Annotated in this window: 20 protein-coding genes and 1 tRNA gene; 19 read left to right on the forward strand and 2 right to left on the reverse strand. The window is 46.1% G+C overall.

Going from position 1 to position 25970, the window contains the following annotated elements:
- Positions 1-128: 128 nt before the first annotated feature.
- The 16 genes from BUA17_RS28725 (at position 129) to BUA17_RS28800 (ending at position 20860) form a co-directional block, all read left to right on the forward strand.
- A complete protein-coding gene (locus tag BUA17_RS28725) occupies positions 129-1076 on the forward strand; it encodes a ribose-phosphate diphosphokinase (protein ID WP_063566509.1) in 948 nt (315 codons plus the stop codon).
- 293 nt (positions 1077-1369) lie between these two features.
- Positions 1370-3622 carry a helix-turn-helix domain-containing protein gene (locus tag BUA17_RS28730; protein WP_072735755.1) on the forward strand — a complete coding sequence of 751 codons (2253 nt, stop codon included), beginning with the start codon at positions 1370-1372 and terminating at the stop codon, positions 3620-3622.
- Positions 3623-3956: 334 nt separating this feature from the next.
- A complete protein-coding gene (locus BUA17_RS28735; RefSeq protein ID WP_072735756.1) occupies positions 3957-5558 on the forward strand; it encodes an extracellular solute-binding protein in 1602 nt (533 codons plus the stop codon).
- Positions 5559-5700: 142 nt separating this feature from the next.
- Entirely contained in the window at positions 5701-6597 is an 897-nt protein-coding gene (locus tag BUA17_RS28740; protein ID WP_063566506.1) for an ABC transporter permease, read from the forward strand.
- A 62-nt stretch (positions 6598-6659) separates the two neighbouring features.
- On the forward strand, positions 6660-7532 hold the full coding sequence (locus tag BUA17_RS28745; protein ID WP_063566505.1) for a carbohydrate ABC transporter permease: 873 nt from the start codon (positions 6660-6662) through the stop codon (positions 7530-7532).
- Positions 7533-7627: 95 nt separating this feature from the next.
- Positions 7628-9382 carry a hypothetical protein gene (locus BUA17_RS28750; RefSeq protein ID WP_072735757.1) on the forward strand — a complete coding sequence of 585 codons (1755 nt, stop codon included), beginning with the start codon at positions 7628-7630 and terminating at the stop codon, positions 9380-9382.
- Positions 9383-9576: 194 nt separating this feature from the next.
- On the forward strand, positions 9577-11310 hold the full coding sequence (locus BUA17_RS28755; RefSeq protein ID WP_063566503.1) for a tetratricopeptide repeat protein: 1734 nt from the start codon (positions 9577-9579) through the stop codon (positions 11308-11310).
- A gap of 170 nt (positions 11311-11480) precedes the next feature.
- Entirely contained in the window at positions 11481-12440 is a 960-nt protein-coding gene (trxB, locus tag BUA17_RS28760; RefSeq protein WP_063566502.1) for a thioredoxin-disulfide reductase, read from the forward strand.
- Positions 12441-12600: 160 nt separating this feature from the next.
- Positions 12601-13632, forward strand: a complete 1032-nt coding sequence (locus tag BUA17_RS28765) for an AI-2E family transporter (protein WP_072735810.1) — start codon at positions 12601-12603, stop codon at positions 13630-13632.
- Positions 13633-14123: 491 nt separating this feature from the next.
- Positions 14124-15074, forward strand: coding sequence for an ROK family glucokinase (locus BUA17_RS28770; RefSeq protein ID WP_064641195.1), 951 nt, complete (start codon positions 14124-14126; stop codon positions 15072-15074).
- Between the two features lie 51 nt (positions 15075-15125).
- Positions 15126-16025, forward strand: a complete 900-nt coding sequence (rapZ, locus tag BUA17_RS28775; RefSeq protein ID WP_053782949.1) for an RNase adapter RapZ — start codon at positions 15126-15128, stop codon at positions 16023-16025.
- A gap of 13 nt (positions 16026-16038) precedes the next feature.
- Positions 16039-17025 (forward strand): gluconeogenesis factor YvcK family protein, encoded by a 987-nt coding sequence (locus tag BUA17_RS28780; RefSeq protein ID WP_063566496.1) that lies wholly within the window; start codon positions 16039-16041, stop codon positions 17023-17025.
- Positions 17026-17031: 6 nt separating this feature from the next.
- Positions 17032-17970, forward strand: a complete 939-nt coding sequence (gene whiA / locus BUA17_RS28785; protein ID WP_063566495.1) for a DNA-binding protein WhiA — start codon at positions 17032-17034, stop codon at positions 17968-17970.
- A gap of 255 nt (positions 17971-18225) precedes the next feature.
- A complete protein-coding gene (locus tag BUA17_RS28790; RefSeq protein WP_017691248.1) occupies positions 18226-18495 on the forward strand; it encodes an HPr family phosphocarrier protein in 270 nt (89 codons plus the stop codon).
- Positions 18496-18642: 147 nt separating this feature from the next.
- On the forward strand, positions 18643-19398 hold the full coding sequence (locus BUA17_RS28795) for an SIMPL domain-containing protein (protein WP_072735758.1): 756 nt from the start codon (positions 18643-18645) through the stop codon (positions 19396-19398).
- A gap of 364 nt (positions 19399-19762) precedes the next feature.
- A complete protein-coding gene (locus tag BUA17_RS28800) occupies positions 19763-20860 on the forward strand; it encodes a stalk domain-containing protein (RefSeq protein ID WP_072735759.1) in 1098 nt (365 codons plus the stop codon).
- Positions 20861-21144: 284 nt separating this feature from the next.
- On the opposite strand, the gene clpP is transcribed toward BUA17_RS28800, so the two are convergent.
- A complete protein-coding gene (gene clpP, locus BUA17_RS28805) occupies positions 21145-21741 on the reverse strand; it encodes an ATP-dependent Clp endopeptidase proteolytic subunit ClpP (RefSeq protein ID WP_072735760.1) in 597 nt (198 codons plus the stop codon).
- A gap of 179 nt (positions 21742-21920) precedes the next feature.
- Positions 21921-21995: transfer RNA gene (locus BUA17_RS28810), tRNA-Arg, on the reverse strand.
- 483 nt (positions 21996-22478) lie between these two features.
- Between BUA17_RS28810 and BUA17_RS28815 the strand changes: the two genes are divergently transcribed.
- The 3 genes from BUA17_RS28815 (at position 22479) to BUA17_RS28825 (ending at position 25951) form a co-directional block, all read left to right on the forward strand.
- Positions 22479-23504, forward strand: a complete 1026-nt coding sequence (locus BUA17_RS28815; protein WP_063566491.1) for a sugar-binding transcriptional regulator — start codon at positions 22479-22481, stop codon at positions 23502-23504.
- A 108-nt stretch (positions 23505-23612) separates the two neighbouring features.
- Positions 23613-24620, forward strand: coding sequence for a type I glyceraldehyde-3-phosphate dehydrogenase (gene gap, locus BUA17_RS28820; RefSeq protein WP_056695277.1), 1008 nt, complete (start codon positions 23613-23615; stop codon positions 24618-24620).
- 149 nt (positions 24621-24769) lie between these two features.
- On the forward strand, positions 24770-25951 hold the full coding sequence (locus BUA17_RS28825) for a phosphoglycerate kinase (RefSeq protein WP_024629502.1): 1182 nt from the start codon (positions 24770-24772) through the stop codon (positions 25949-25951).
- Positions 25952-25970: the final 19 nt, after the last annotated feature.

The raw sequence follows: 25970 nt of genomic DNA on the forward strand, positions 1-25970 counted from the left end.
TGCCTACGCTCCGCTACTCCATTTCTAGCTTTATCCCATCTTCTCGGTACTGAAAACGGGTCTTTTTGAACATTCACTTTTAGACTGATAAAGGATTATATTGGGACTTCAACCCTCGGGAGGGCATTATGCAGCATTCGTTACGTATTTTTTCCGGTTCATCGAACCCTAAGCTGGCAGAACAGGTATGCGACAAGCTGGGTGTACAACTAGGCAAGATCAAACTGTCCCGGTTCAAGAGCGGAGAAATATACGTTCACTACGAAGAGACGATCCGCAACTGTGATGTATTTCTGATACAATCATTATCTCATCCGATCAATGAGTTGTTCGTAGAACTGCTCGTCATGATTGATGCAGCCAAAAGGGCTTCTGCGCGTACGGTAAATATTATTGTTCCTTATTACGGATATGCCCGTCAGGAACGCAAGTCTGCTCCGCGTGAGCCGATCTCGGCCAAGATGGTTGCGGATGTGTTAACTACTGCTGGGGCAAACCGGGTAGTTACCATTGATCTGCATGCAGCGGCAATTCAAGGATTTTTCAATATTCCTGTGGATCACATGACATCATTGGATCTCATCAGTGATTATTTGCTGAGTAAAGGGATTGAAAACCCGGTAGTTGTCTCCCCTGATGCGGGACGAGCCTCGATGGCAGAGAAACTGGCGAATCGTCTGGATTCACCTTTTGCCATTATGATCAAGAAGCGGCCAAGCCACAATGAATCGATTATTACGCACGTTATTGGGGATGTTGAAGGTCGAACTCCAATTATTATTGAGGATCTGATCGATACCGGAACGACAATTCTCAATGTTGTTGAAGGATTGAAGGAGCGAGGCTCCAAAAACGTATATGTATGTGCAACACATGGTCTGTTCTCGGACGGAGCTCTAAGTAAACTTAATCACCCGTCTATAGCCGAGGTGGTGGTCACAGACTCCATCGCACTGCCGGATGATCACCCAGAATGCTTCAAAGTGTTGCCCGTAGCTCCAATGCTTGCACGTGCTGTTCGCATTATTGTGGATGGCGGCTCCATGGCGACGTTGTTTAAAGATTCAGGGATTTAATCATGCAGCACAGATCTGTGCGAATCCAGGTGTATTGTACCGTGTTTGAGTGGTTTGCTGCTCAGCACGGTTTTTGTTTTTTTATGATGGATTAGGGTAAAGATGCGGATGAGTTAAGGAGAAGGAGGGAATCGATTACTGATTTGCTGCCTGGGGGCTTGTGCTATAATAACTTAAAATTGATTTTATGGCTGCGTATATAGGGAATTCAATCCCAGAGATGTAACTGATGTGATGAACAGTAGAACCACGGCTATTATACAACGGTGTCGTGGAGTGAGGAGTGGGGTCTATTGTCCCGGACTTGGTATTATCGTTTACTGTTTTCTTATTTTCCTATTTTCTTTCTTACCATGACCGTACTCATTTTTATCGCTTTTGTTTTCATTAATGACATCTCCAGGGAAGAAACAAGGAAAGCAGACCGTATCTCCTCCAGCTATTTGGTGGACAGTCTGGACCGGACGATCCGGGATATTGAGTTGTCGGTTATGGAAGCGGTGCAGAGTGAGCAGGCCTATAAGTACTATTTTAATAGCCAGAACCAGGTGGGCAAAGAGACCGTGTATAGCATTGCTCAAAACTTGCGTGAGCTGACGAGTTCCAACCCTTGGATCCAATCCATTTATTTGTATGACAAGAAAAATGAAAGCGTTTTAACATCAAGCGGCTCTAAGGAGGTAGATAGCTTTTCAGACAAGGCATGGATCGACCGAATCGACTCTGGTTCTCTTACTTCAGGCTGGCAGCCTGTCAGGGAATACGATGCAGGAGTTAATCAGCGTACGCCTATTCGGGTGTTGACGGTAGATAAGGATATGCCCTTGCCATTTGGCTCTGATGGGGTGCTTGTCATTAATATCAAGATGAGTAGCATCGAGCAGAGCATTGATAGTATGGTTAATGGACAGCTTTCTTTCATGAGCATTCTTGACCGTGGCGGTCAGGTTGTGTACGATGCGCATTCAGATCGTGAAGGTGCTGTAGAAGGCCAAGAGCTGAACACCCTTTCGCTGGAAAGATTGGGTTGGACGATCTCCAGTGGGATCAAGGAGGGAAACTTATATGGTTGGGTCTCGGTGGTTTCCTATGTATGGGTGATTATTGCGGTTGTTACCGTCATTTGTGCAATCGTCTATATTATCTATATCACTCGTCGCAACTATAAACCCATTCAGATTATTATGAATCGGATTGAAGCCCATCAGATTCGGGTGCTGGAGCAATCGGGCTCACGGACCGATGAGATGAAATTGATTGATGGCGTGTTAGAAAACCTGATTAACCATATGATGGATTCGGACAAAAAGAGCAGAGAAAACGTGCTGCTGCAGCGCAGCAAACTTTTTAACGATCTGCTGAATGGGGAGAATCTGGATCATGCGGTAGAGCGATTAAAGGATCTTTCCCCGTTAACTGGCGTGGATACTTCGTCATGCTTCGCTGTTGTGGTTGGCGAAATCAACCGATATGAGAAAGGATTCCAGGAACGGTTTACGAGAGGCGAGCAGAATACACTCAAATTTGCGTTAATGAATGTGCTGCAGGAGCTCTCACGCGATGCGGGTATGCAATGCTGGACCGAATGGGTCAGCTCAGATCAGATTGCGATCCTTTTCCTGTCCACAGACGGTAACGCGGATATGACGGAGCAAATTCGCTTAGTTGCGGAGGAATGCCGATCCTGGGTTGAGCAGAATCTGCGTATATCATTGAGTTTCGGTATCGGACCGATCGCGGAGGGCATCAAGGCTATTCGTGAATCATACGTAGCGGCTGAGACTGTGATGCACCGCAGATTGCTGAGAGATGGTGATATCGCTCTGGCCGGGTATGGAGAAACCCAGCAGCAGTTGCTTGATACCTATACCTATTTGCAGATGATTGCTGATTTTGTTAAACGGTTTCGGATGTCGAGCAGTCAGTGGCGTGATCAACTGGAGGAGATCTTCGCGGCTTTTGAACGTGATAAGCTGCCAGATGATGAGATTCACTCCTTGATTCAGGCGATGCTACAGATGCTCAGCCGGGAAGTAGCGGTCATGTCCGAACAGCTGCAGGAGAAATTATCGGAGGAAAACATAAACAAGTGGTTGATGCTGATGAAAGAAGCGGAGACACTTGAAGGTGTCAAAGACATTCTGTTTGATGACCTGACGGACTTGTTCAGAACTTATGTGTCGGTAACTGAAACCAAGAGCTACAAAGCGATGGTCAATGAAATGAAAAACTATATCGAGGAACAGTTTGCGAATCCTGATCTTTCGCTGAAACATCTGAGCGATCGATTCCAGATTACCGGCAAACATGCAAGTTATTTGTTCAAGACAGAGTTCAATATGAAGTTTGTAGACTTTCTTACAGAATTGCGGATGAAGGAAACGGAGCGTCTTCTGCGGAGTACGGATCTTTCCCTACAGGACATTGCCTTGAAGGTGGGGTATGCCAATGGAATTACCTTGGGACGTGTATTTAAACGGGTTGAGGGTATTACACCGGGAGACTATCGCCGTATGAAACGTGAACATCACGATTCCGAGTCGTAATTCAAAGGCTCATGCTACGTATTATACCGTGCTAAGCACAGGGTGGAATTCATGCAGGTTTTTCTCAGGAGAAGCCATGTAGGAGTCCGCCTTTTTTGCTGCTAGTGTAAACCTATATTCCGTCTTGGAAGCTTGCGCTTATGCAAGAAATCCTTGATTTACGCCTGTTTTCGGGTCCTTTACGAATATAGTCAGTCTGCGAAAATAGTCGCTCGGGATAAACCATTATCCTTATGTAAGCGTTTCCGAAACGAGTTTATTGCCAGAGCGCGGAAAGATGTGGAATACTCTGGGCAAGCTTTAAACATTCACGCAATGCTAAGGAGATGACAAAATGACAGGAAAAGCAACCAAAGGGAGTCTAAAGAAATGGATGGGATTGGCGCTTACTATGGTAATGGGAGTTTCCTTGCTAGCCGGCTGTTCATCTGCATCGAATCAGGAATCAGAAGGCAGTGCATCAGGCAATGGCGAGCGTGTCACTTTAAAAGTGGAGGTGTTTGACCGCGGGAATAGTCCTTCACCTTATACCATTACGAATAACTATTTGTCCAAACTGATCCAGGAACGGTTCGGCGATCCGAATAACATTGATATACAATTCGTACCGATTCAGCGCTCGGAGGAAGTAACCAAGCTGAATGTCCTAATGGCGAGTAATACGGATGTTCCGGATATTGTATTTGTTTATGACTCAAGTGTATTTTATCGTTACGCCGAACAAGGCGGTCTGACTGATGTGGGAGAGTTGATTGATCAATACGGACCTAACCTGAAAAAATTCCTTGGCGAGGACACCCTTAAGTTTGGTCAATTAGAGGGCCAGCAGTTCGCAGTTCCTGGCAAACGTGCCATCACAGGCAGATATAGCTCTTATATTCGTCAGGATTGGCTGGATAAACTGGGATTGCCAGTACCGAAGACGACGGATGAATTGTATACCACTTTGAAAGCATTTAAAGATAAAGACCCTGGTGGACTTGGCAGCAAAAACATTCCAATGGGAATGGCACTGGCGCCAGCTCAGTTCGAAACGCTGATCTACTCATTCATCAAGCCGATCAGCGGAGATCTGACTTATGCACAACGTTATGAATTGCCTCTCCATGAGGGCTTCAAGGATGCCATGAAGTTCATGAACAAGCTGTACAATGAAGGCTTGATCAGCAAGGACTTCAGTTTGGATGAAGATAAGGCCCAACTGGTGAAGGATGTACAGAACGGAAACATCGGCTACTGGTCTGAGGATGTCGACGCTATTTTCTATGCAGATGGCACTCTGGATAACTTGCTTAAAAATACGCAGGGCAGTAAAGTGCTTCCGGTTGATGCGTACACCAACGCAAACGTAGACAACAAACATATCAAATCCCGTTACGGTTCAAACGGCATGTACATCATGATTCCGAAGAGCAGCAAACGTTCGGTGGAAGCAATCAAATATTTGGATTGGATGGCATCAGACAATAACCTGATTGATATTTACAGCGGCGTGGAAGGAGAGAACTACGATCTGGTAGACGGAATTCCTGTTGTCAAAGAGGATGCTTCACAGGAAGCGAAGGATCGTCTGTTCAACGCAGGGGATACAGCTATTATCTCAAATGGTAAAAATATCGGTGATCAGGCTACCAACGAAAAAGCATGGATCATGGGCTTCCCGCAAAATAATCAGGAGATGCTTAAACAGTCGATTGATATTGCTAACACCGATACGGTAGGACCCATCATTTTTGACAAACCGATTCAGGCAGAGATGAAGTACAGCACGGCGCTCAAAGATAAGCTTAATGTCATTATCGTAAAAACAGCAATGGCTAAACCGGAAGAATTCGACGCAGTGTATGAACGGGAAATGAATGATTTCATGTCCCTGGGCGGCACAGAATTGAAGAAGGAACTGGATCAAGCGGTTCAGGAGCTTGCTGCGAAGTAGCAGTCGGAGATATGTGTGAACGTACGAATCCAAAGTAATCCAACTTACACAAGCTTGATATCGGATCATTTATGAAGGGACTTGTGCCGTCGGCTGAGGTTAAGGCGGCACAGTGTTTCTTCGTTGTTAGGAGGAGACCGACTTGACCGCATACTTGAAGAGGTATTGGCAATTATACGCGTTGATTTCACTGCCCCTCATCTATTTCGTGGTGTTTCGCTACGGACCGATGTATGGCGTTCAGATCGCATTTAAAGATTTTAATCTTTTTCAAGGTATTAACGGCAGTGAGTGGATCGGTTTTGATGCCTTTCGCGAGGTATTCGGGATGCGAGATTTCTACACCACGTTGCGCAACACCTTTATGCTGAATTTTCTTGATCTGATCGTTTCGTTTCCTGCTCCCATTATATTAGCCATCATGCTCTATGAAATCCGGTTTAAATGGTTTCAAAAAATATCGCAGACGATTCTGTATATCCCTCATTTTATTTCGTGGGTCATTATTGGGGGAATTGTGTACCAGTTATTCGGCAACCAATCCGGTATGGTAAACGGTGTACTTGAAAGTATGGGCTTAAATCCGATTCCATTTTTGACGGAGAAAAACCCGTGGCTTGTGACCTACCTGTTCACAGGTGTCTGGCAAAGTGCAGGCTGGGGAACTATTCTATATCTGGCTGCGCTGACGGGTGTTAATAAGGAATTGTTCGAAGCGGCAGAGATTGATGGAGCGACACGGCTGAAGAAAATCTGGCATATAACCCTGCCAAGCATCAAGCCTACTATTGTTACTCTGCTCATTCTTAATTTGGGACATATGGTCAGCATCGGATTTGATCGTCCTTATATTATCGGGAACACGGCAGTACGTGAATATTCTGATGTGCTCAGTACCTTTGTATACCGGGTCGGGCTGGAATCGGGACAATATACGCTGGCAACCGTCGTTGGACTGTTCCAGGCAGTCGTGGGACTTATATTTGTACTCGGTTCGAACTATATATCGAAAAAGACAACAGGTGAAGGAATTCTTTAAAAGAACAGAAGGTACGCTTAGCTGCTTTATATGTATACCATCAGTAAAGGAGTTGTGCGCATATGAGTGAACGCACCTCAAACCGGATTTTTGATACCGTTATCATTCTATTTATTAGCTTGTTCGTCGTGTTCTGTCTCGCTCCGTTTCTGCACACGATTGCCATATCATTAAGCTCCAATCGTGCCATTACATCGGGTGAAGTCACCATTTTTCCTAAGGAGTTCAATTGGGATGCGTATGTTAAGGTGTTCTCCGATCATTCGATGCTGTATTCCTTGGGATATACGACCCTGTTAACGATTGTGACAACGGTGTTATGCATGGTGTTCACAATCGCAGCTGCATACCCGTTGACCAAGAAAAAAATGAAGGGCCGCAAGCTCTTCATGTACGTGATCATCATTACGATGTTCTTTAGCGGGGGGATCATTCCCGAGTACTTGCTCATTCGTGACCTGCACTTGCTTAATTCGCCGTGGGCGCTAATTCTGCCAGGTCTGGTCAGTCCATTTAACCTGATTATCCTGATCTCCTTTTTCAATGGTATACCAGAAAGTCTAGAGGAGTCCGCTGAAATTGATGGCAGTTCACATCTGCACACACTGTTGAAAATCATATTACCGCTGTCGATGCCAGTCATGGCAACTTTGGCGTTGTTCTATGCTGTTGGACGCTGGAATGGCTTCCAGGATTCCCTGATGTACATTAATGATCCTAAGCTGTATCCACTTCAGCTTAAACTGTTCCAAATGGTGCAAAACAACATGGTGAGTGAGCTCACACAGATGGAAGGTGCCAACCGCGCTCCATTAACCCCGGAAAGTCTCAAGGCGGCCACCGTTATTTTTGCAACCGTACCGATTCTGCTCGTCTATCCATGGCTGCAAAAATATTTTGTTAGCGGTGCCATGCTTGGAGCTGTTAAGGGCTGATCATAGGTTTTCTTAAGCCAATCGTGATTAACCAGATGACAAGAATTATTGCGCCGAATATTCCGTTCATCGGCATTTGTTTGGAGGGACTGGACATGTACAGACAACTGGTGGAAAGCAATGACAGAGCAGTGCAAAAAGGGATATCGCGGCAAGTGCTTGATCCGGACAGCCGCTATTATGGAGGAACGATTGACCCCTCTACAGGTATCGCCTGGGTCAACCATACGACCGGAACACCTACGGACATGTGTTACTGGGGAGCAGCACTCGCCAATCCGGATTCGATCTATTATCGGGATGAAGATCTGTTAAATCGTCTGCAGCTTGCATCGGAGTACGTACTCCGTAATCAGCATAAAGATGGCTCCATCTCCCCCGGTTGGACCAATTCCCATTCTCCGCCGGATACCGCATTTCTTGTCGTGGGATATGCCCAGTTATATCAACTTCTTCAGCAGCAAGACTGGGAGCCATTGCAACCTGTGCTGGACAATATGCGCCTGTTTCTGGAACGAACTATTCCAGTCTTGCTGACTGGAGGCTGTCATACGCCGAATCATCGCTGGGTGCTATGCGCGGCGCTCGGTTTCCTGCATCAATTGTTTGACCTGGAGGAAGCTGTGCAGCGTGCAGAGCAGTGGCTGGCTGAAGGTATGGATATTACGCCTGATGGGGAGTGGACTGAACGAAGCAACGGAATCTACAGCGCGGTTAGCGACATCATGCTGATTCATGCGGCACGCCTGTTGAACCGTCCCGAATTGCTGGACCCGGTGAGACTCAATCTTCGTATGATGGTGTATCTTGTACATCCAACAGGTGAGGTTGTTACAGAATACTCAGGTCGCCAGGATCTGGGGAGCGTGCATGATTTATCACCGTATTACTTGCCGTATGCCATTATGGCTCGGTTGGACGGTGATCCGATCTTTGCCGGCATGGCCGATTGGGCTGGAGAAATGTTAACAGATCCCGGCGTCTGCTCGGTCAATGCGCTCGTTCGGCTGCTGCTGGAGCCTGAGCTTCAGCAGCAGGCTGGTAAGGCACGGGAACAGCTGCCTGAGCGGTACGAGATCATACTGAACGAACGATTTGTGCGGGAGGGCTATTTACAGCGAATGGATTCGGCAGGTCATCATGGACACATCTCGCACAGCCGGTTGCATACGGACTTCGGCGCACCTGTAGCACGTATTCGTTCAGGTAATACAAGTGCGACTGTAATGACGGAGGTGCCTTCATTCTTTGCCCTTCGTCATGGCGCCGTACGTCTGCTGGCCGTTCAGTTGGCCTCCTATTTTAATCCAGGGTATGTGCCGATGCAGCATATGTCTCGATTGCCAGCAGGTTACCGTCTGACGGGCGAACAGAGGAAAGGCTATTACGGCCCGATCCCGGATAGCCAACTGCCTGAGACGGCGGGAACAGCTATCAGTCCGTGGTATTTGTTGCCCCATCAGAGTCGAGATCTCACCCATGAACAGACGTTCCTTGTACAGACGGAAGTATTAAGAACGGAAAATGGCTGGACCCTGAAGCTGGCGGGAGAGCAGCCGGAGCAGCTTATGGTGCAGCTGTCTTTCGTGTTCGGCAGCGAGGGCGAACTTTCCCAGGGGGAATTGCTTGAGACAGATGAAGGCCATTATCTGTGGAAGAGCGGCACATTGCGTTATTCCTGTGGAGATGACTGGATTGAGCTGACCGGAGGCGAGGTAGGGCATTTGGCAGCAACTGTACGTGAGGCAAAGCTGCCAAATAAGTGTAAGGTTGTACTGGTTAACTTTATGACCCCTTTCCACAAGACAGTTCATATCTCTCTTTCGCCATCCATGGCGTTGAAGCTGTAATTCTGATGAATCTCTCTATAAGGAAGAGTACATGAAGCAAAAAGATGACATTTCATTCGAAAGGGATGAGGGGGTGTCATCTTTTTTTGCGTATTTTTGGCATAAACGACATGAAACTACATATTGAGAAGTGGGCCTTAAGATGTGGTATACTGGAGAGTATGAATGAAAGCAAAGAGGAGGTGCCTTGGAAGATGAAGGGCAAGCTACTGCGGGCTGAGGGACACCTTGCCAATGTAATACCGATTCACTTGGATGCTTCTTTCTTTTTTGAGAGAGCTGTCCGCTCGCTGGACCGTAATCACGTCGACAAGGCATTAAAATATTTTCGTAAAGCTGTTGAATATGAGCCGGAAAATCCGGTGAATCATTGTAATATGGCGGGTATATTATCAGAGAAGGGGGATTACGAGGCTTCCAATGCCGTTCTTGCGCATGTGCTCGACGTGGTAGATCCGTCCATGACGGAATGTTATTTCTACATGGCGAACAATTATGCGAATATGGATCGGTTTGAAGAAGCTGAGCAAGCGCTTGTTACGTATTTGGAGGAGGATACCCAAGGTCAGTTTATGACGGAAGCCGAAGAGATGATGGAGCTTCTGTACTACGAGCTGGATCGACCAGCCAAACTGAACCGGATCAAATCACGTAAAGGTGTCGTTGAACACGATCAGGCGCGGGAATTGTTGGAACAAGGGAAGTTTGCACAGGCGGCTGAGCTGCTGGAAGGCATGTCACCCGAGTATCCTGATTATTTGGCTGCTCGCAACAACTTGGCGCTTGCCTATTATTATATGGGGCTGTTTCCCAAGGCGAAAGAGACGATTGCCGAGGTACTGGAGCAGGAGCCTGGTAATTTGCATGCACTGTGTAATCTGGCGATCTTTCATCAGAACGAGAATCGAGCCGACCAAGTGCTGCTTCTGATCAAAAAATTGCGTGTCATCGTGCCTTTCCAGCACGAACAGGTCTACAAACTGGCTACCACGATGGGTATCCTAGGTCAACATGATACGGCTTATGTACATTTCCGTCGCCTGTTGAAGGATGAAGAAACCGCTGCGGACCCAGCTCTCGCACATTATGCAGCAGTCGCAGCTTATAATACCGAACGTTACGATTCCGCTGAACGTCTGTGGCGTCATGTAGGCAAGCTGGATCCAGGTTCGGAAGTATCCCGGTACTATCTGTCGGGTCTTGAGGCTGTGAGACAGGGAGAGAAAGATCCGGAGAAACTAAGTTATCACTATCATCTGCCATTTGACGAGCAATTCAGACAATGGGAGAACTATGGCAACGGCATACCTGAAGAGATGAAAAATGATCCCTTGATCCGTTCCTCTTTCTTCTGGGCGTTGCGACATGGGGATCGGGCAACTAAGCTCCAGGTCATTCATGCTCTTGGCATGATTGGTGATTACGAGGTGCAGCAGGCGCTGCAATCCTTTATCGAGGAACCTGGTGAAGATCAGGATCTGGTGGAAGCCGCTCGTTCCGTATTAAACGGTCTTGGTTCAGAAGGAACTAAGCAGGATGATTCTCCTGTTCTGCGACCGCTAACTGCGTTGAGCAAACGCACTATTCCGAAGATCGAGTCGATGACGGAACAAACGGAGACGAAAGCTTCTTCGCATTGGCAGGCGGTCGTGGACCGTGCGTTACAGATGTCTGAAGCCAAAGCCGAATTGCAGCAAGAAATGGAGCGGTTGTGGACCGACTATGTATCTCGCGTACACCTGGAGGTGCCTGGCACGAAGCAAATTGAAGGCTTGGCTGCGGGATTGGAATATCTGGCTGCTAAAATTCATAGTCGTCCAGTGACCTACCAAAGCATAGCCGACCGGTATGGCATATCAGCTGCCACAGTCAGCAAATATGCACGGCAAATCAATAAAGTGTGCAATTCCAACCCACCGGTCCAGTAAATGTTCCTTGAAATTCTCGCTTTGGAATAGACTTCATTGCGTGAAGGATACATAAGCCTGGAAAACGGGTAAACTTAACGAATAGGTCTCGACATGCCTGTAGGATATCATCATAGCAAGTTAATCGCCACTCAACACACTCTCAACCTTATTAAGGAGGCTGTATCTATATGTCTAAATACAGAACGATTGTGATCGGAACCGGACCTGCGGGTCTGACAGCAGCGATATATCTGGCTCGTGCTAATCTTAACCCACTGGTTATCGAAGGTCTTCAGCCGGGTGGTCAATTGACGACGACAACGGAAGTTGAGAATTTCCCTGGTTTTCCGCAAGGCATTATGGGTCCGGAACTGATGGACAATATGCGCAAGCAAGCGGAGCGTTTTGGAGCTGAGTTCAAAAATGGTTGGGTGGAAGAAGTGGATTTCAGTAAACCGCCCTTCAAGGTTAAAGTTGGAGGCATCGGTGAACTGGAAGCCGAATCAATCATTATCTCTACCGGTGCATCGGCCCGTTATCTCGGTATTCCCGGAGAGCAGGAGAATGTGGGACGTGGGGTAAGTACATGTGCCACCTGTGACGGATTCTTTTTCCGTGGTAAAAAGATCGTCGTTGTTGGCGGTGGAGACTCCGCGATGGAGGAAGCCAGCTTCCTGACCCGTTTTGCAACAGACGTTACCTTGGTTCACCGCCGGGACGAATTACGTGCATCGAAAATTATGCAGGATCGGGCTCGCAGCAACGAGAAGGTGAAATGGGCTTTGAACCGTACACCGCTCGAAGTTGTGCCTGAGGCTCTTGGTGTTAAAGGGCTTAAGGTACGTAATAACGAGACTGGACAGGAAGAATTGCTTGAAGCCGATGGCGTATTCATTGCCATTGGACATACACCGAATACGGGTTTCCTGAGCAACCAGATTACTTTGGATGAACACGGCTATGTTGTCGTTAAACCGGGTACAACCGAGACCAACATTCCGGGTGTGTTCGCCTGTGGTGATGTTCAGGATACGAAGTATCGTCAGGCCATTACAGCAGCAGGTTCAGGGTGTATGGCCGCAATGGACTGCGAGAAATTCCTTGAAGGCAGTATTGTGCATGACTGGAGCGAAACACTGGATAAGTAAGCATGAAAAGGGTATGGTTTGGCATAAATTAAGTAGAAGAGACAACGGGAAGTCTCATAATGTGAGAAGCCGGAAGGCTTCTCTTTTTTTGAAACCAAAGTGGGCATGAGATCGTATACATAATGGGCATATTAGCTGTGAGGTGAAGACTTTGGGGGAAATGATAAAAGATTGGTTACAGAATGCAACAGTGCGGCGATTTTTGATCCTGCTGTTGTTTTGTTTGGTTCTATTCAGCATGGGGAGTATGCTGCACATGATTTTGCTGTTATTCCTGGTGACCTATGTCATGAACAGGTTGCAGCATTTTATCACAGAGAAGTTGAATCGTTTATTTCCGGTTAACTATAAAGTTGTAGTCATCCTGCTCTATCTTATCGTTATTGCAGCCATTGTACTGGGCATCTCCAAGTATTCACCACGAATTGTGGATCAGGTCGTTCAGTTAACGAATGAGATCATGAAATTTCTTGATACCGCTGACGGAGATAATTTTGCTTCCAAAATTGCCGGTTATCTTCAATCGTTCGATATCAAAAACTATACCAACGATGCATTGAAGTATATTTTTGCGTTAAGCAAATGGTTGGAGTTCATTCTGTTGGTTATCATCCTGAGTCTGTTCTTCTTGTTGCAGAAGCGGGAGATTTCCAAGTTTACCTCCAAGTTCAAAACAAGCAAAATCGGCTGGTTCTATAATGAAGTGGCCTATCTCGGAGATAAGTTTGTATCTTCTTTTGGTAAAGTAATCGAGGCACAATTGATGATAGCTGTGTTTAATACGGCTTTGACGATTCTGGGATTATGGATACTTGGTTTCCCGTACTTGTTCGCCTTGACCATTCTGGTGTTCATGCTGAGTCTGGTACCCGTTGCGGGGGTTATCATCTCACTAGTTCCGCTGTGTCTGATCGGTTATCAACTGGGAGGATTACAACTCAGCGTGATCGTGATTATTATGATCATCATCATTCATGCGCTGGAAACGTATTTCCTGAATCCGAAGCTGATGGCTCACAAAACCAAATTGCCGATGTTCTACACGTTTATCGTACTGATTCTGTCTCAACATTTCTTGGGGATCTGGGGGCTTATCATCGGTATACCGATCTTTGTCTTCCTGCTCGATATTCTGGACGTCAACAAGATGGAAAAAACGGAAGAGCCCGTACGTGTGGAAACGAAGCTGTGACCAGTAGCTGAATAGCTGCTGAAGGTATAGGTTTAGGTAATGTTCATAAAAGTAGAGAAACGCCTCCTGTTATGGGAAGGCGTTTTTTGCGCCGTTAGGCTAAGGGTTGCAACAACTGAACCACGAGTGAACTTATCTTGAATCACGTCTGTTCTATAAGATATTTCCATCTTACCGAACTGTCTGAGACGTGATTAGTAAGGATTGTCATGAAATTCAGATGACAATTGTCATCTTTTACGCATGGAACGAGTGGATATGCAATATCATGAGTTGAGGCTTCCTCCTCTATGGAGGAAGGAATGAAGCCTGCGTTTTTAATAGAGACAAATAAGGTTGTATACGTATTCAAAAATAGCCTGTGATGTTGTTCACAATAGCGAGGAAGCTAATCACAGCAAAGGTCTTATCGTCTTGACCCAGGCGTATCCTTCAATTATAGTTGGTACGTAGGATTAAACTATTATAGATAGATAAAGGTGGCTTGTAGCATGTCTGAGAAAATCTACGTTGGGGTCGATCTCGGCGGAACAGCAATCAAGGTCGGTATATGTGATGAACACGGTCAGCTTATGCATACGTATGAAGGACCGACTGAAGTGGATAAGGGCGTTGACACGGTCATTGCCAACATCGAGAAGTATGTCCGTCATATCGTTGCTGAATCGCCTTACAGCTGGGAACAGCTTGAAGGTGTAGGAGCAGGAGTGGCTGGGTTCACCAATGTACGCGAGGGAATTATCGTTCTTGCCCCTAACATTGGATTTCGGAATGTAGCCATTCGTTCGATTTTGGAAGAACGTCTGGGCAAGCCAGTCAAAATAGATAACGATGCAAACGTGGCTGCACTGGGTGAAGCTTGGGCAGGTGCTGGCAAGGGTGTGGACAACTGTGTATGTTATACGCTTGGTACAGGCGTTGGTGGCGGACTGATCTTGAACGGCAAGATCTATCAAGGTTTCTCCGGTATGGCTGGTGAGCTTGGTCATGTCAGTGTTGTTCCTGATCTGGAAGCCATTCAGTGCGGATGCGGCAAAATGGGATGCGTGGAAACTGTATCTTCAGCAACCGGAATTATTCGTATGGCCAAAGACGCTGTAGAGCGTGGAGATCATACATCACTGGCACTCGTGGACAAGATTGCAGCTAAAGAAGTATTTGATGCAGCTAAGGAGGGCGATGAAGTTGCTCTTCGTATCGTCAATCGTGCAGCGTTCTATCTGGGCAAATCAATGGCGGCTGTAGCGGCTGTGATTAACCCTGAGATGTTCATTATCGGTGGCGGTGTATCCAAAGCGGGTAATATTTTGTTTGATGAAGTACGGACTGTATTTGCGAAACTGACACCTGAACCGCTGCAAGAAGGGGTTAAGATTCTTGAAGCAACGCTTGGCAATAATGCAGGTATTGTTGGCGCGGCAGGTCTTCTCTTGCGTTCCTAGTAACCTCGTAACAGTATAATCCGACAGCAATATGATAAGGAGGGGACATTTATGCTTGAAGGTGAAGTTTCACCGGGCACAGGCGCCACGCTCATTATCATTACGGGCATGTCCGGAGCAGGCAAGACGATTGCAGTACAAAGCCTGGAGGATCTTGGTTTCTTCTGTGTGGATAATCTTCCACCGGTATTGATTCCAAAATTTGCGGAGTTGATTGAGCAATCGAACGGCAAAATTGGCAAGGTCGCACTGGTTATCGACCTTCGCGGTCGTGAGTTCTTTACGGCTTTGTCCGAGTCACTGAACTATATTAAAGATCATTTTACCATTCATTGTGAAATATTATTCCTGGACGCGACAGACTCTGTATTAGTCCAGCGCTATAAGGAGAGCAGGCGCAGACATCCACTGGCTCCTGAGGGCATGCCGCTGGACGGCATCCGGCTGGAACGTAAGATGCTGGAGGAACTCAAAAATTCCGCTACTCAGGTATTGAATACCAGTACGATGAAGCCTGCTCAACTGAAAGAGCGCATCATATCCCGCTTTTCTCATCTGGAAAGCCATATGCTGTCGGTAAATATTACGTCGTTTGGGTTCAAATACGGTATTCCTATCGATGCGGATCTGGTGTTTGATGTTCGTTTCTTGCCAAATCCGCATTATATTGAACATTTACGTCCGAATACCGGACAGAATAGTGATGTATATGAATATGTTATGAAATGGCCGGAGACGCAGGCGTTTCTGACCAAGCTGCTGGATATGCTGCATTTTCTGATTCCGCAATACCGGAAGGAAGGCAAAAGCCAGGTTATTATTGGAATCGGCTGTACCGGAGGCAAGCATCGTTCGGTAGCAATATCGGAATATTTGGGCAAAATGTTGGGAAGCAGCGAAACTGAGGCTGTCACCGTGAGCCATCGCGACGCCGACCGGGACCGTCATTGAAGAGGGTGAAGGGATGAAAGAAGCCGGACCACGAAGAGAACGTCCGAGAATAGTAGTCATGGGCGGCGGAACCGGATTATCCGTGATGCTGCGCGGTTTGAAGGAAAAGCCGCTGGACATCACGGCCATCGTGACGGTGGCGGATGACGGAGGAAGTTCGGGCATCCTGCGTAATGAGTTGCAAATGCCGCCTCCGGGCGACATTCGTAACGTACTCACGGCGCTAGCAGATGTAGAACCGTTGTTGTCGGATATGCTGAACTATCGCTTCAATACAGGCGCGGGGCTTGCAGGCCACAGCCTGGGTAACTTGATTTTGGCTGCAATGACGGATATATCGGGCGACTTTGTGACCGCTGTGCGGGAACTTAGCCGCGTGTTTGCCGTTCGGGGTGAGGTATTACCCGCAGCCGGGCAGGCCGTTATACTGCATGCAGAGATGGAGGACGGATCGATTGTTACGGGCGAGTCCAAGATCCCTGAAGCTGGCTTACGGATCAAACGCGTTTTCCTTGAACCGGATCACGTGGAGCCGTTGCCAGAGGCTGTTGAGGCTATTCGTCAGGCAGACGCCATCCTGATTGGACCAGGTAGTCTCTACACGAGCATTCTGCCCAATCTGCTTGTACCTAAGCTGGCTGAAGCTGTCGTTGAAGCTGACGCAGTAAAAATGTTTATTTGTAATGTGATGACACAGCCAGGAGAGACGGATAATTACACGGTGAGTGACCACCTCAAGGCGGTACATGAGCATGTAGGACAACAAATTTTCGACTATGTCATTGTAAATAATGGTGATATTCCGCTGCAGGTGCAGAATAAGTATGCGGAAAAAGGAGCTAAACCAGTTGTGCTGGATATGAATGTGCTGAAGAGTGCCGGCTATCAAGTGGTTGCGGATACGTTGGTCCTATTCCGGACTTATCTGCGTCATGATGCCGACAAGCTGAGCCATCACATCTATCAACTTGTACAAAATTGGATGTTACGGAAGAGGTGAAGTCCCATGTCGTTTGCAGCACAGACCAAAAAAGAACTAACGATGATCGAAAGCGAACCGTGCTGCGAAAAGGCGGAACTTTCAGCCCTCATCCGTATGCTTGGTGCGGTGCAGTTATCGAATAAAAAAGTCATCTTGGATATTTCGACGGAGAATGCCGCCATTGCAAGACGGGCATACTCTCTGCTTAAAAAGCATTTTCAAGTGCATACGGAATTGCTTGTCCGCAAAAAAATGCGGCTGAAAAAGAACAATGTATATATTGTTCGGATTCCAACCATGGTACAGGTGATTTTAAAAGATCTGTACATTGTTTCCGAAGGATTTCTGTTTACTCCTGGGATCAGTGGAGAGCTGTTCAAAAATAACTGCTGTAAACGTGCTTATCTTCGAGGAGCATTTATGGCAGGAGGCTCAGTCAACAATCCTGAAGGTTCATCCTACCACCTGGAGATTGCATCCATGTACGAGGAGCACTGTCAGGCCCTGGTGGACCTGGCGAATGAATTTCATCTCAATGCCCGGTGTATAGAACGCAAAAAAGGATTCATCCTATACATTAAGGAAGGCGAGAAAATCATTGAACTGCTCAGTATCATTGGTGCACATCAGGCCCTTTTCAAGTTCGAGGATGTGCGTATCATGCGAGATATGCGTAATTCCGTCAACCGAATCGTCAATTGTGAGACGGCGAACCTGAACAAAACGATTGGAGCAGCCGTCAGACAGATCGATAACATCAGATTGTTGCAAAAGGAAGTTGGTCTGGAGTCGTTGCCCGAAAAGCTTCGTGAAGTGGCTGAAGTCAGACTTGCCCATCCGGATATCAACTTGAAGGAAGTAGGCGAACTGCTTAAGGGTACAGTAAGTAAGTCCGGGGTGAATCACCGGCTTCGCAAGATTGATGAGTTGGCAGAGAAGGTTCGTACCGAGCGTTATGGTTAAATGAAGGGTAGGGCTGCTAGCAAAACTGACTGCTTTGGTTTTCGCCTAAAGGTCAACTTAAAGTCAGCCTGTAAAGATCTTGGAGAGCTGCTCAGGTGTAATGAGGTGATGTAAAAAGGCTAAAATGGGTCATAATAATGACATCCAATCACCCTGAGTTTTTTCTTCTAGTGTCCTGCTCTGGTTATATGGTATAATGTTATAAATATAATTGTGTATTTAATGTCCAGATTTCATAATAGGGGGTAAGTTTCCATGACAAAGCACCCGGTAGTTGTCCGTTTGAAAACGGGTCTCCATGCCAGACCTGCGGCACTGTTCGTTCAAGAAGCGAATAAGTACTCATCTGAAGTGTTCGTCGAGAAGGACGACAAAAAAGTAAATGCAAAAAGTATCATGGGGATCATGAGCCTTGCAATCAGTACTGGTACGGAAATCCAGATTAGTGCAGAAGGCGCGGATGCCGAACAGGCTGTAAACGCTTTAGTTAGTCTGGTAAGCAAGGAAGAGCTTGAGAACCAATAAGATATGATTTGAACTCAATGAAGAAGTCCCGAAAGGGGCTTTTTTGCGTTTTATGACTGTCAAGTGCAACATTATGGAATTAAGCCCGTCTGTTAGGTATCAAATCGATTTGAGTTTGAGATGTTAAAACTTAAGGAGGCTAAAGTGATGGGTAAATTATGGATGAAACCGCTGGGCGCGGTGATGGTCGCAGGTACATTGCTAGTAGGAGGTACTGCGTGGGTGGCACCAAGTAACTACGCATATGCTGCTGAGGTACAGGGGGTACAGCAAAACGTGATTAACGTTGTGGGTACAGGTGAGATTCAGGTGAAGCCTGACATCGCTTATCTTTCCATTGGAGTGAACAGTACGGCAGATACCGCAGCCTCTGCGCAAAAAGCGAATGCAGCGAAAATTCAAAAGGTTAGCAATCTGCTGAAAAGTACGTGGAAAATCAGTGCGGATGATATTCAAACCAGCCAGTTCTACGTACAGCCTGACTACACGTATAGTGAAAAAGACGGACAGAAGATCAAAGGGTACACAGCTCATCACACATTGACTGTAACTTACCGGGAGATGGACAAGATTGGTGAACTCCTGGATGCTGCATCCCAAGCTGGTGCCAACAATATTGAAAATGTACGTTTTACGGTAGAAAAACCAGAGAGCTTTGAAGCTCAAGTGATTGAAAAAGCTGTTGCCAATGCTGATGTGAAAGCTGGAGCTATTGCAAAAGCGGTTAAACGTCAACTGGGTGCTGTTCTGTCTGTGAGCCAAGGTGACGCGAATGTACCTGTATTCTATGCAAGTGAGGCTTTGATGTCCAAGTCGTTAGCTGATTCTGCTGGTAGCACACAAATTGAAACAGGACAGGTTAAAGTAAGTACTACGTTGAATATTACTTATGAAATGAAATAAGTGAAATAAATAAGGCTGGATGTCCGTTAAAGATATGCTTGAGCGGGCGAAAGGCAATAATGACAAAGACGTTGTCCATCGGACAGCGTCTTTTTTGTTATAAAGGCGCACTTTGATGAAGTTTGGAAAGAAGAGGTGAAATATGACGAAATGAATTGCTGGTTTTTGGTATCTTTTTTGTCCATTTGTTCGTAACAAAACCTTCATTATAGACATCTGGATCGAACAACATTGTAACTGGAGCTGTAAACCTTTCCGCAATTGGGTTAATTATAATAAAGAGGTGAGCGTATGAGGCATACGATCAAATCAGGATACATACGCAATGACACTCAAATTTGAATTCGAGAGAGGAGTTTTATATATGACATCATGGAAAAAATGGACTAGTGCACTACTGGCGGCAGGAATTATTGTGGGGAGCGGGGCTGTATGGCAGGATAGTTCTGTACAGGCAGCTTCAGTATCCACGAAAGTGACAACACCTACTGAGGTAACTCTGAAGTCGGGAGGCAAAACTCTTACTCAAAAAGGGCTCCTTCAAGGTGGCTCCACTTGGGTATCGCTTACCGCAGTGAAAGATGTTGCAGGTGGAAGCTTGAAATATGATGCAAAGGCTAAGGAGTACTCCTTAACGGCAGCTAATAATACGATGACCATCAGCCTGATTGATGGGGCACCGAGTGTTAGAATTAATAACTACTATCCACAAGTGGAAGCGAAGCTGATCAATGGCCGATTGTATATTCCGTTTTCTGCAATGAGAGATTATTTGGGTGTTCAGGGCAACTGGGATGGCAAAGCCAAGACACTGACGCTGAGCAAAGTGAAGCAAAATAGCGTGACAGTCAAAGCGGCAACAGTGAAAGTCAGCATCAAGAACGCTGAAGTCGATATTCAATATCCTCAGGTTAGCGGACTGGCTAACGATAAAGCAGAAGCAGCTATCAACAAGGTGCTGAAAGATGAAGTCGATGCTTTTGTAGCAGATTTCAAAAAACAAACTAAGGAATTTGGTGACGCAGCAGCGAACCGTCCATATGCATTTGAGAGTTCTTATGTCGTGACATACAACGAAAATGGTGTGCTTGGACTCATTACGCAAAGTTATCAGGACTATGCAGGTGCACATGGCATGACGTTCCGTTCAGGTCACACCTTTGCTCTGGATTCCGGCAAGGAATTGAGTCTGGATGATGTAATTCAAAATAACAAAACTGTGCGTCAGACAGTAAGCAAAAAAGTTGGAGATCAGCTTAAAGCTAGCGGTGGTTACCTTGAAGGCTATAAAGGTCTGAATAAAGATCAGGATTTCTATGTAACACCAACAGGTGTAGTTGTATTCTTCCAGTTGTATGAGTATACAGCTTATGCGGAAGGCTTCCCAGAATTCCCGTTCACATACAAAGAGTTGCTTCCTAAAGGCACAGAGCCGTTCAGTGGCTTAACAGCAGACAAGTAAAGTATTAGAATTTCATTTCGTTGAAATGATGGCTAATAGCGTATGCGTAGCTCGGTTCGTAAATGTAACTTTAGTATTAGTCTTGGGCTTATTGCAAACGTAACGCTAAGAGAGTTAAAGTGAATCAATTAAATATGTATCATGCACTTTTAAATTATCTTCAAAAAAAGGACGCCCTCGTCATATTGACGAGAGCGTCCTTTTTTCATATAGCCCACTCAACTGGGCGTTGCCGTTTGAGTGGGCTATATGGTATATCCGTTTAATTGGCGATTCGCCTCGGCTTAGATGCCTTGGGAACCTACGTTTTCAATAACTTTATCGATGATACCGTAATCGGCAGCTTCAGCAGCACTCATAAAGTAGTCACGATCTGTATCTTTCTCGATACGCTCCAGCGGTTGGCCTGAACGCTCAGCGATGATGCGGTTCAAAGTATCACGCATTTTCAGGATGCGGCGGGCACGAATTTCGATGTCCGAAGCTTGACCTTGCGCACCACCAAGTGGTTGGTGAATCATGATTTCGCTGTTAGGCAATGCAAAACGTTTACCTTTGGCACCTGCGTTCAACAGGAATGCACCCATCGAAGCCGCCATACCTACACAGATGGTAGATACATCCGGTTTGATGAATTGCATAGTATCGTAAATCGCCATACCGGCCGTAATGGATCCGCCTGGGCTATTGATGTATAAGTGAATGTCTTTCTCCGGATCTTCCGCAGCTAGGAACAACATCTGTGCCATGATGGCATTCGCCACAACGTCATTTACATCACTGCCAAGGAAGATGATACGATCCTTCAGCAATCTGGAATAGATGTCATAGGCGCGCTCACCGCGGTTGCTCTGTTCAACGACCATTGGAATATAACTCACGTGAAAAACCTCCTCGGAAATGTAAATGTTAAATTGGTGTTTATATATAAACTGTTACCGTATTACCCACATCATAAACAATTTCAAACAAAAAGTCAAAGAAAGTCAAACTAAGTTTTAAAAAAAAGAAACCTATTCGGTTTCATTGGTTAAGAGTGTTATGAGCTACTAATTAAGAATGGCGCGCCCGCCAAGAATCGAACTTGGATCTCAGGCTTCGGAGGCCTACGTCATATCCATTGGACCACGGGCGCACATTGATTATTGCTGCAAACATAGTTGCATAAAAGCAGTTTTGTAATAGAAGCTTCAAATATGTGACAGCAATAATGATTATAGCTCATGAGTAATTTAATTGCAAGCTGATGTTCGCTGTTTTGGTTTGGATTACCCTAAAATTGATCATGATGAAAATAAGTGGATAAAGAGCGCAAATAGGTAAATGCTAAAAGAGGTTTTGGACATGCCATATGAAAAACCATAGCAAGCAATATGTAGATGAGAATTTTACTTTGCTTCTATATATGGTGTCGAACAGGTTGTTCTCGATCATAGTAGATTGACATTGTGAAAATAGGCGCGTACAAACGCCTGAAACGTGTCGAATTAACGCTTCGAAACACTTGCATGTCACGTCAGTTTTAGGTAGAATAGACGTGGGACTTAAAAAGTTAACCCGGGACGTTTTGGGGCCATGAAAGAGAGCTTGGAACGAGAAGCTTGCGGGAGTGGAAAGCATGCGAACGATTTTAGAAGTGCAAAAGCAGCTTCTGCCTGATCTCATGGATGTCTTGAAGAAGAGGTATACGATTCTGCACCAGATCATGTTATCGGATGTGATCGGACGAAGAACGTTAGCTAATTCCATGCAGATGACCGAGCGGGTTCTGAGGGCTGAGACCGATTTGTTAAAGGCTCAGGGACTTATTGAAATTGACAGTGCAGGGATGAAGATCAGTGAGGCAGGGCATGAATTGCTGCAGCAGTTGGAACCCGTCGCCAAAGAGCTGTTCGGATTATCCGAACTGGAAGAGCGCATCAAGCAAGCCTACGGTCTGCAAAAGGTAGTTGTGGTTCCTGGTGATTCGGACATTTCTCCATTTGCCAAACGGGAACTGGGTAGAGCCGGAGCGAAGGCTCTGGGTAATATTATGACTGATAACGATGTTGTCGCCGTAACTGGCGGTTCAACAACGGCTGGAGTTGCAGAGCAACTGACTCCGCCAACATCGCTGAAAGGTGTCTGGTTTGTGCCGGCACGCGGTGGGCTGGGAGAAAGCCTCGAAATTCAGGCCAATACGATTGCATCCACGATGGCAAAACGGGTAGGGGCCCAATACAAACTCCTGCATGTACCGGATTTGCTTAGTGATCATGCTTACGAATCACTAATCCAGGACCCAAGTGTTCAGGAGATTCTGCAGCTGATTCGAAAATCGCGGATCGTCATTCATGGAATCGGTGATGCCGTAGAGATGGCACGGCGCCGTAAACTTGCGACAGAGATCATAGATGAACTTCAGGCGCAAGGGGCCGTATCTGAATCCTTCGGTTATTACTTTAATGATCAGGGTGAGGTGGTACACACCATGCTTACGCTGGGCATGCGACTTCAGGATATTGAACGAACCGATGTCGTGATCGGAATTGCAGGTGGCAAAAGCAAAGCTGCTGCTATACACTCCGTGCTGCGATTTGGCCAGGAAGATATTCTGATTATTGACGAGGCTGCTGCCGAAGTCATCGTTGCCGAAATGGAATAAGAGTTTACTTTTCACCACAACCATTGTTGTCTTGACGGACTTCACGGTCTGTCTTGAATATATAAGTTTCATAAAAAAAATTAATCAAAACTTGGGAGGAACTTACTCATGATTAAAGTAGGTATTAACGGTTTTGGACGTATTGGACGCTTGGCATTCCGCCGTATTCAAAATGTAGAGGGCATTGAAGTAGTAGCAATCAACGACTTGACTGATGCTAAAATGCTGGCTCATTTGCTCAAATATGATACAACTCAAGGTCGCTTCGATGGCGATGTTGAAGTACACGATGGCTTCTTCAAAGTGAACGGTAAAGAAGTTAAAGTATTGGCTAACCGTAACCCAGAAGAACTTCCTTGGGGCGACCTGGGCGTAGATATCGTTCTGGAATGTACTGGTTTCTTCACAACTAAAGAAGCAGCTGAGAAACACTTGAAAGGTGGAGCTAAGAAAGTTGTTATCTCCGCACCAGCTACTGGCGACATGAAAACCATCGTTTACAACGTAAACCATGAAATCCTCGACGGTACTGAAACTGTAATCTCCGGCGCATCTTGCACAACAAACTGCCTGGCACCTATGGCAAAAACTCTGCAAGACAAATTCGGAATCGTTCAAGGTTTGATGACTACAATTCACGCTTACACTGGCGACCAAAACACATTGGATGCTCCACACCCTAAAGGTGACTTCCGTCGTGCTCGCGCAGCAGCTGAAAACATCATCCCTAACACAACTGGTGCTGCTAAAGCAATCGGTTTGGTTATTCCAGAACTGCAAGGTAAACTCGACGGTGCAGCTCAACGTGTACCAGTAGCTACTGGTTCCCTGACTGAGCTCGTAACTGTATTGGGTAAAAAAGTTACTGCTGAAGAAGTTAACGCAGTAATGAAAGAAGCTTCCGATCCACAAACTTTCGGATACACTGAAGACGAAATCGTATCTTCCGATATCCAAGGTATCACTTTCGGTTCCCTGTTTGATGCAACTCAAACTAAAGTTCTGACTGTTGGCGACCAACAATTGGTTAAAACTGTAGCTTGGTATGACAATGAAATGTCCTACACTGCTCAACTGGTTCGCACTTTGGAGCACTTTGCAAAAATGATTAAGTAATATCTGCAATAACATAGAGCGGAAACAGATGCTATTGTTTCCGCTCTTTATATATCAACATTTTGCAAATTTCTCAAAAACACCAGGATTGACAAGGGATTTCAGCTCTTGATTGGTCCACCAAATACATGGGTGCGGAGGAAATACAGATGAACAAAAAAAGTGTACGCGATATCGAATTGACAGGAAAACGGGCTTTTGTCCGTGTAGATTTTAATGTGCCGCTCGAAGATGGTAAAATTACAGATGACAAACGTATTCGTGCCACGCTTCCTACGATCAACTACTTGATCGAAAAAGGCGCTAAAGTTATTTTGGCAAGCCACATGGGCCGTCCAAAAGGCGAAGTGGTTGAATCCATGCGTTTGACTCCAGCTGCTGAGCGTTTGTCCGAATTGCTCGGTAAAAAAGTCGTTAAAGCGGATGATTCCGTTGGCGAAACAGTAAAAGCTCAAATCGCTGAACTGAACAATGGCGACGTATTGTTGCTTGAGAACGTTCGTTTCCACGCAGGCGAAGAGAAAAACGATCCTGAATTGGCAAAACAATTTGCTGAACTGGCTGACGTATTCGTTAACGATGCATTCGGCGCAGCTCACAGAGCACACGCTTCGACAGAAGGTATCGCTCATTTGTTGCCAGCAGTATCCGGTCTATTGATGGAGAAAGAACTTGAAGTGTTGGGCAAAGCAATCTCCAACCCTGAGCGTCCTTTCACAGCAATCATCGGTGGTTCCAAAGTTAAAGACAAAATCGATGTGATCGACAACCTGTTGAACATTGCAGACAACGTAATCATCGGTGGCGGCCTGACTTACACGTTCTTCAAAGCACAAGGACATGAAATCGGACAATCTCTGTTGGATGATTCCAAACTGGACGTTGCTCTTGGTTTCATTGAAAAAGCGAAAAAATTGGGCAAAAACTTCTACCTGCCGGTAGATATCGTTGTATCTGACGACTTCAGTGCAAGTGCAAACACACAAATCGTTGGTATCGACGGCATCCCTGCAGACTGGGAAGGCGTGGACATCGGACCGAAAACTCGTGCAATCTATGCTGAAGTGATCAAAAACTCCAAGCTGGTTGTATGGAACGGACCAATGGGCGTATTCGAAATTGAGCCTTTCTCTAACGGTACACGTGAGGTTGCTGAAGCTTGTGCAGAGACAGAAGCATACACCATCATTGGTGGTGGTGACTCCGCAGCAGCAGCTGAGAAGTTCAAATTGGCTGACAAAATGGACCACATCTCTACAGGTGGCGGTGCATCGCTCGAGTTCATGGAAGGCAAAGTGCTTCCTGGCGTAGTTGCATTGAACGACAAGTAAGCTTTAAGCTATAGCATGA

Source organism: Paenibacillus sp. ov031 (genome assembly GCF_900143165.1).
GTDB lineage: Bacteria > Bacillota > Bacilli > Paenibacillales > Paenibacillaceae > Paenibacillus > Paenibacillus marchantiae.

Coding starts and splice junctions, on each gene's coding strand:
- BUA17_RS28825 (WP_024629502.1), top strand. CDS start 24,770: ATGAACAAAAAAAGTGTACGCGATATCGAATTGACAGGAAAACGGGCT.
- rapZ (WP_053782949.1), top strand. CDS start 15,126: ATGCTTGAAGGTGAAGTTTCACCGGGCACAGGCGCCACGCTCATTATC.
- BUA17_RS28735 (WP_072735756.1), top strand. CDS start 3,957: ATGACAGGAAAAGCAACCAAAGGGAGTCTAAAGAAATGGATGGGATTG.
- BUA17_RS28745 (WP_063566505.1), top strand. CDS start 6,660: ATGAGTGAACGCACCTCAAACCGGATTTTTGATACCGTTATCATTCTA.
- gap (WP_056695277.1), top strand. CDS start 23,613: ATGATTAAAGTAGGTATTAACGGTTTTGGACGTATTGGACGCTTGGCA.
- BUA17_RS28795 (WP_072735758.1), top strand. CDS start 18,643: ATGGGTAAATTATGGATGAAACCGCTGGGCGCGGTGATGGTCGCAGGT.
- BUA17_RS28725 (WP_063566509.1), top strand. CDS start 129: ATGCAGCATTCGTTACGTATTTTTTCCGGTTCATCGAACCCTAAGCTG.
- BUA17_RS28765 (WP_072735810.1), top strand. CDS start 12,601: ATGATAAAAGATTGGTTACAGAATGCAACAGTGCGGCGATTTTTGATC.
- BUA17_RS28750 (WP_072735757.1), top strand. CDS start 7,628: ATGTACAGACAACTGGTGGAAAGCAATGACAGAGCAGTGCAAAAAGGG.
- whiA (WP_063566495.1), top strand. CDS start 17,032: ATGTCGTTTGCAGCACAGACCAAAAAAGAACTAACGATGATCGAAAGC.
- BUA17_RS28790 (WP_017691248.1), top strand. CDS start 18,226: ATGACAAAGCACCCGGTAGTTGTCCGTTTGAAAACGGGTCTCCATGCC.
- trxB (WP_063566502.1), top strand. CDS start 11,481: ATGTCTAAATACAGAACGATTGTGATCGGAACCGGACCTGCGGGTCTG.
- BUA17_RS28800 (WP_072735759.1), top strand. CDS start 19,763: ATGACATCATGGAAAAAATGGACTAGTGCACTACTGGCGGCAGGAATT.
- BUA17_RS28780 (WP_063566496.1), top strand. CDS start 16,039: ATGAAAGAAGCCGGACCACGAAGAGAACGTCCGAGAATAGTAGTCATG.
- BUA17_RS28755 (WP_063566503.1), top strand. CDS start 9,577: ATGAAGGGCAAGCTACTGCGGGCTGAGGGACACCTTGCCAATGTAATA.
- BUA17_RS28770 (WP_064641195.1), top strand. CDS start 14,124: ATGTCTGAGAAAATCTACGTTGGGGTCGATCTCGGCGGAACAGCAATC.
- BUA17_RS28815 (WP_063566491.1), top strand. CDS start 22,479: ATGCGAACGATTTTAGAAGTGCAAAAGCAGCTTCTGCCTGATCTCATG.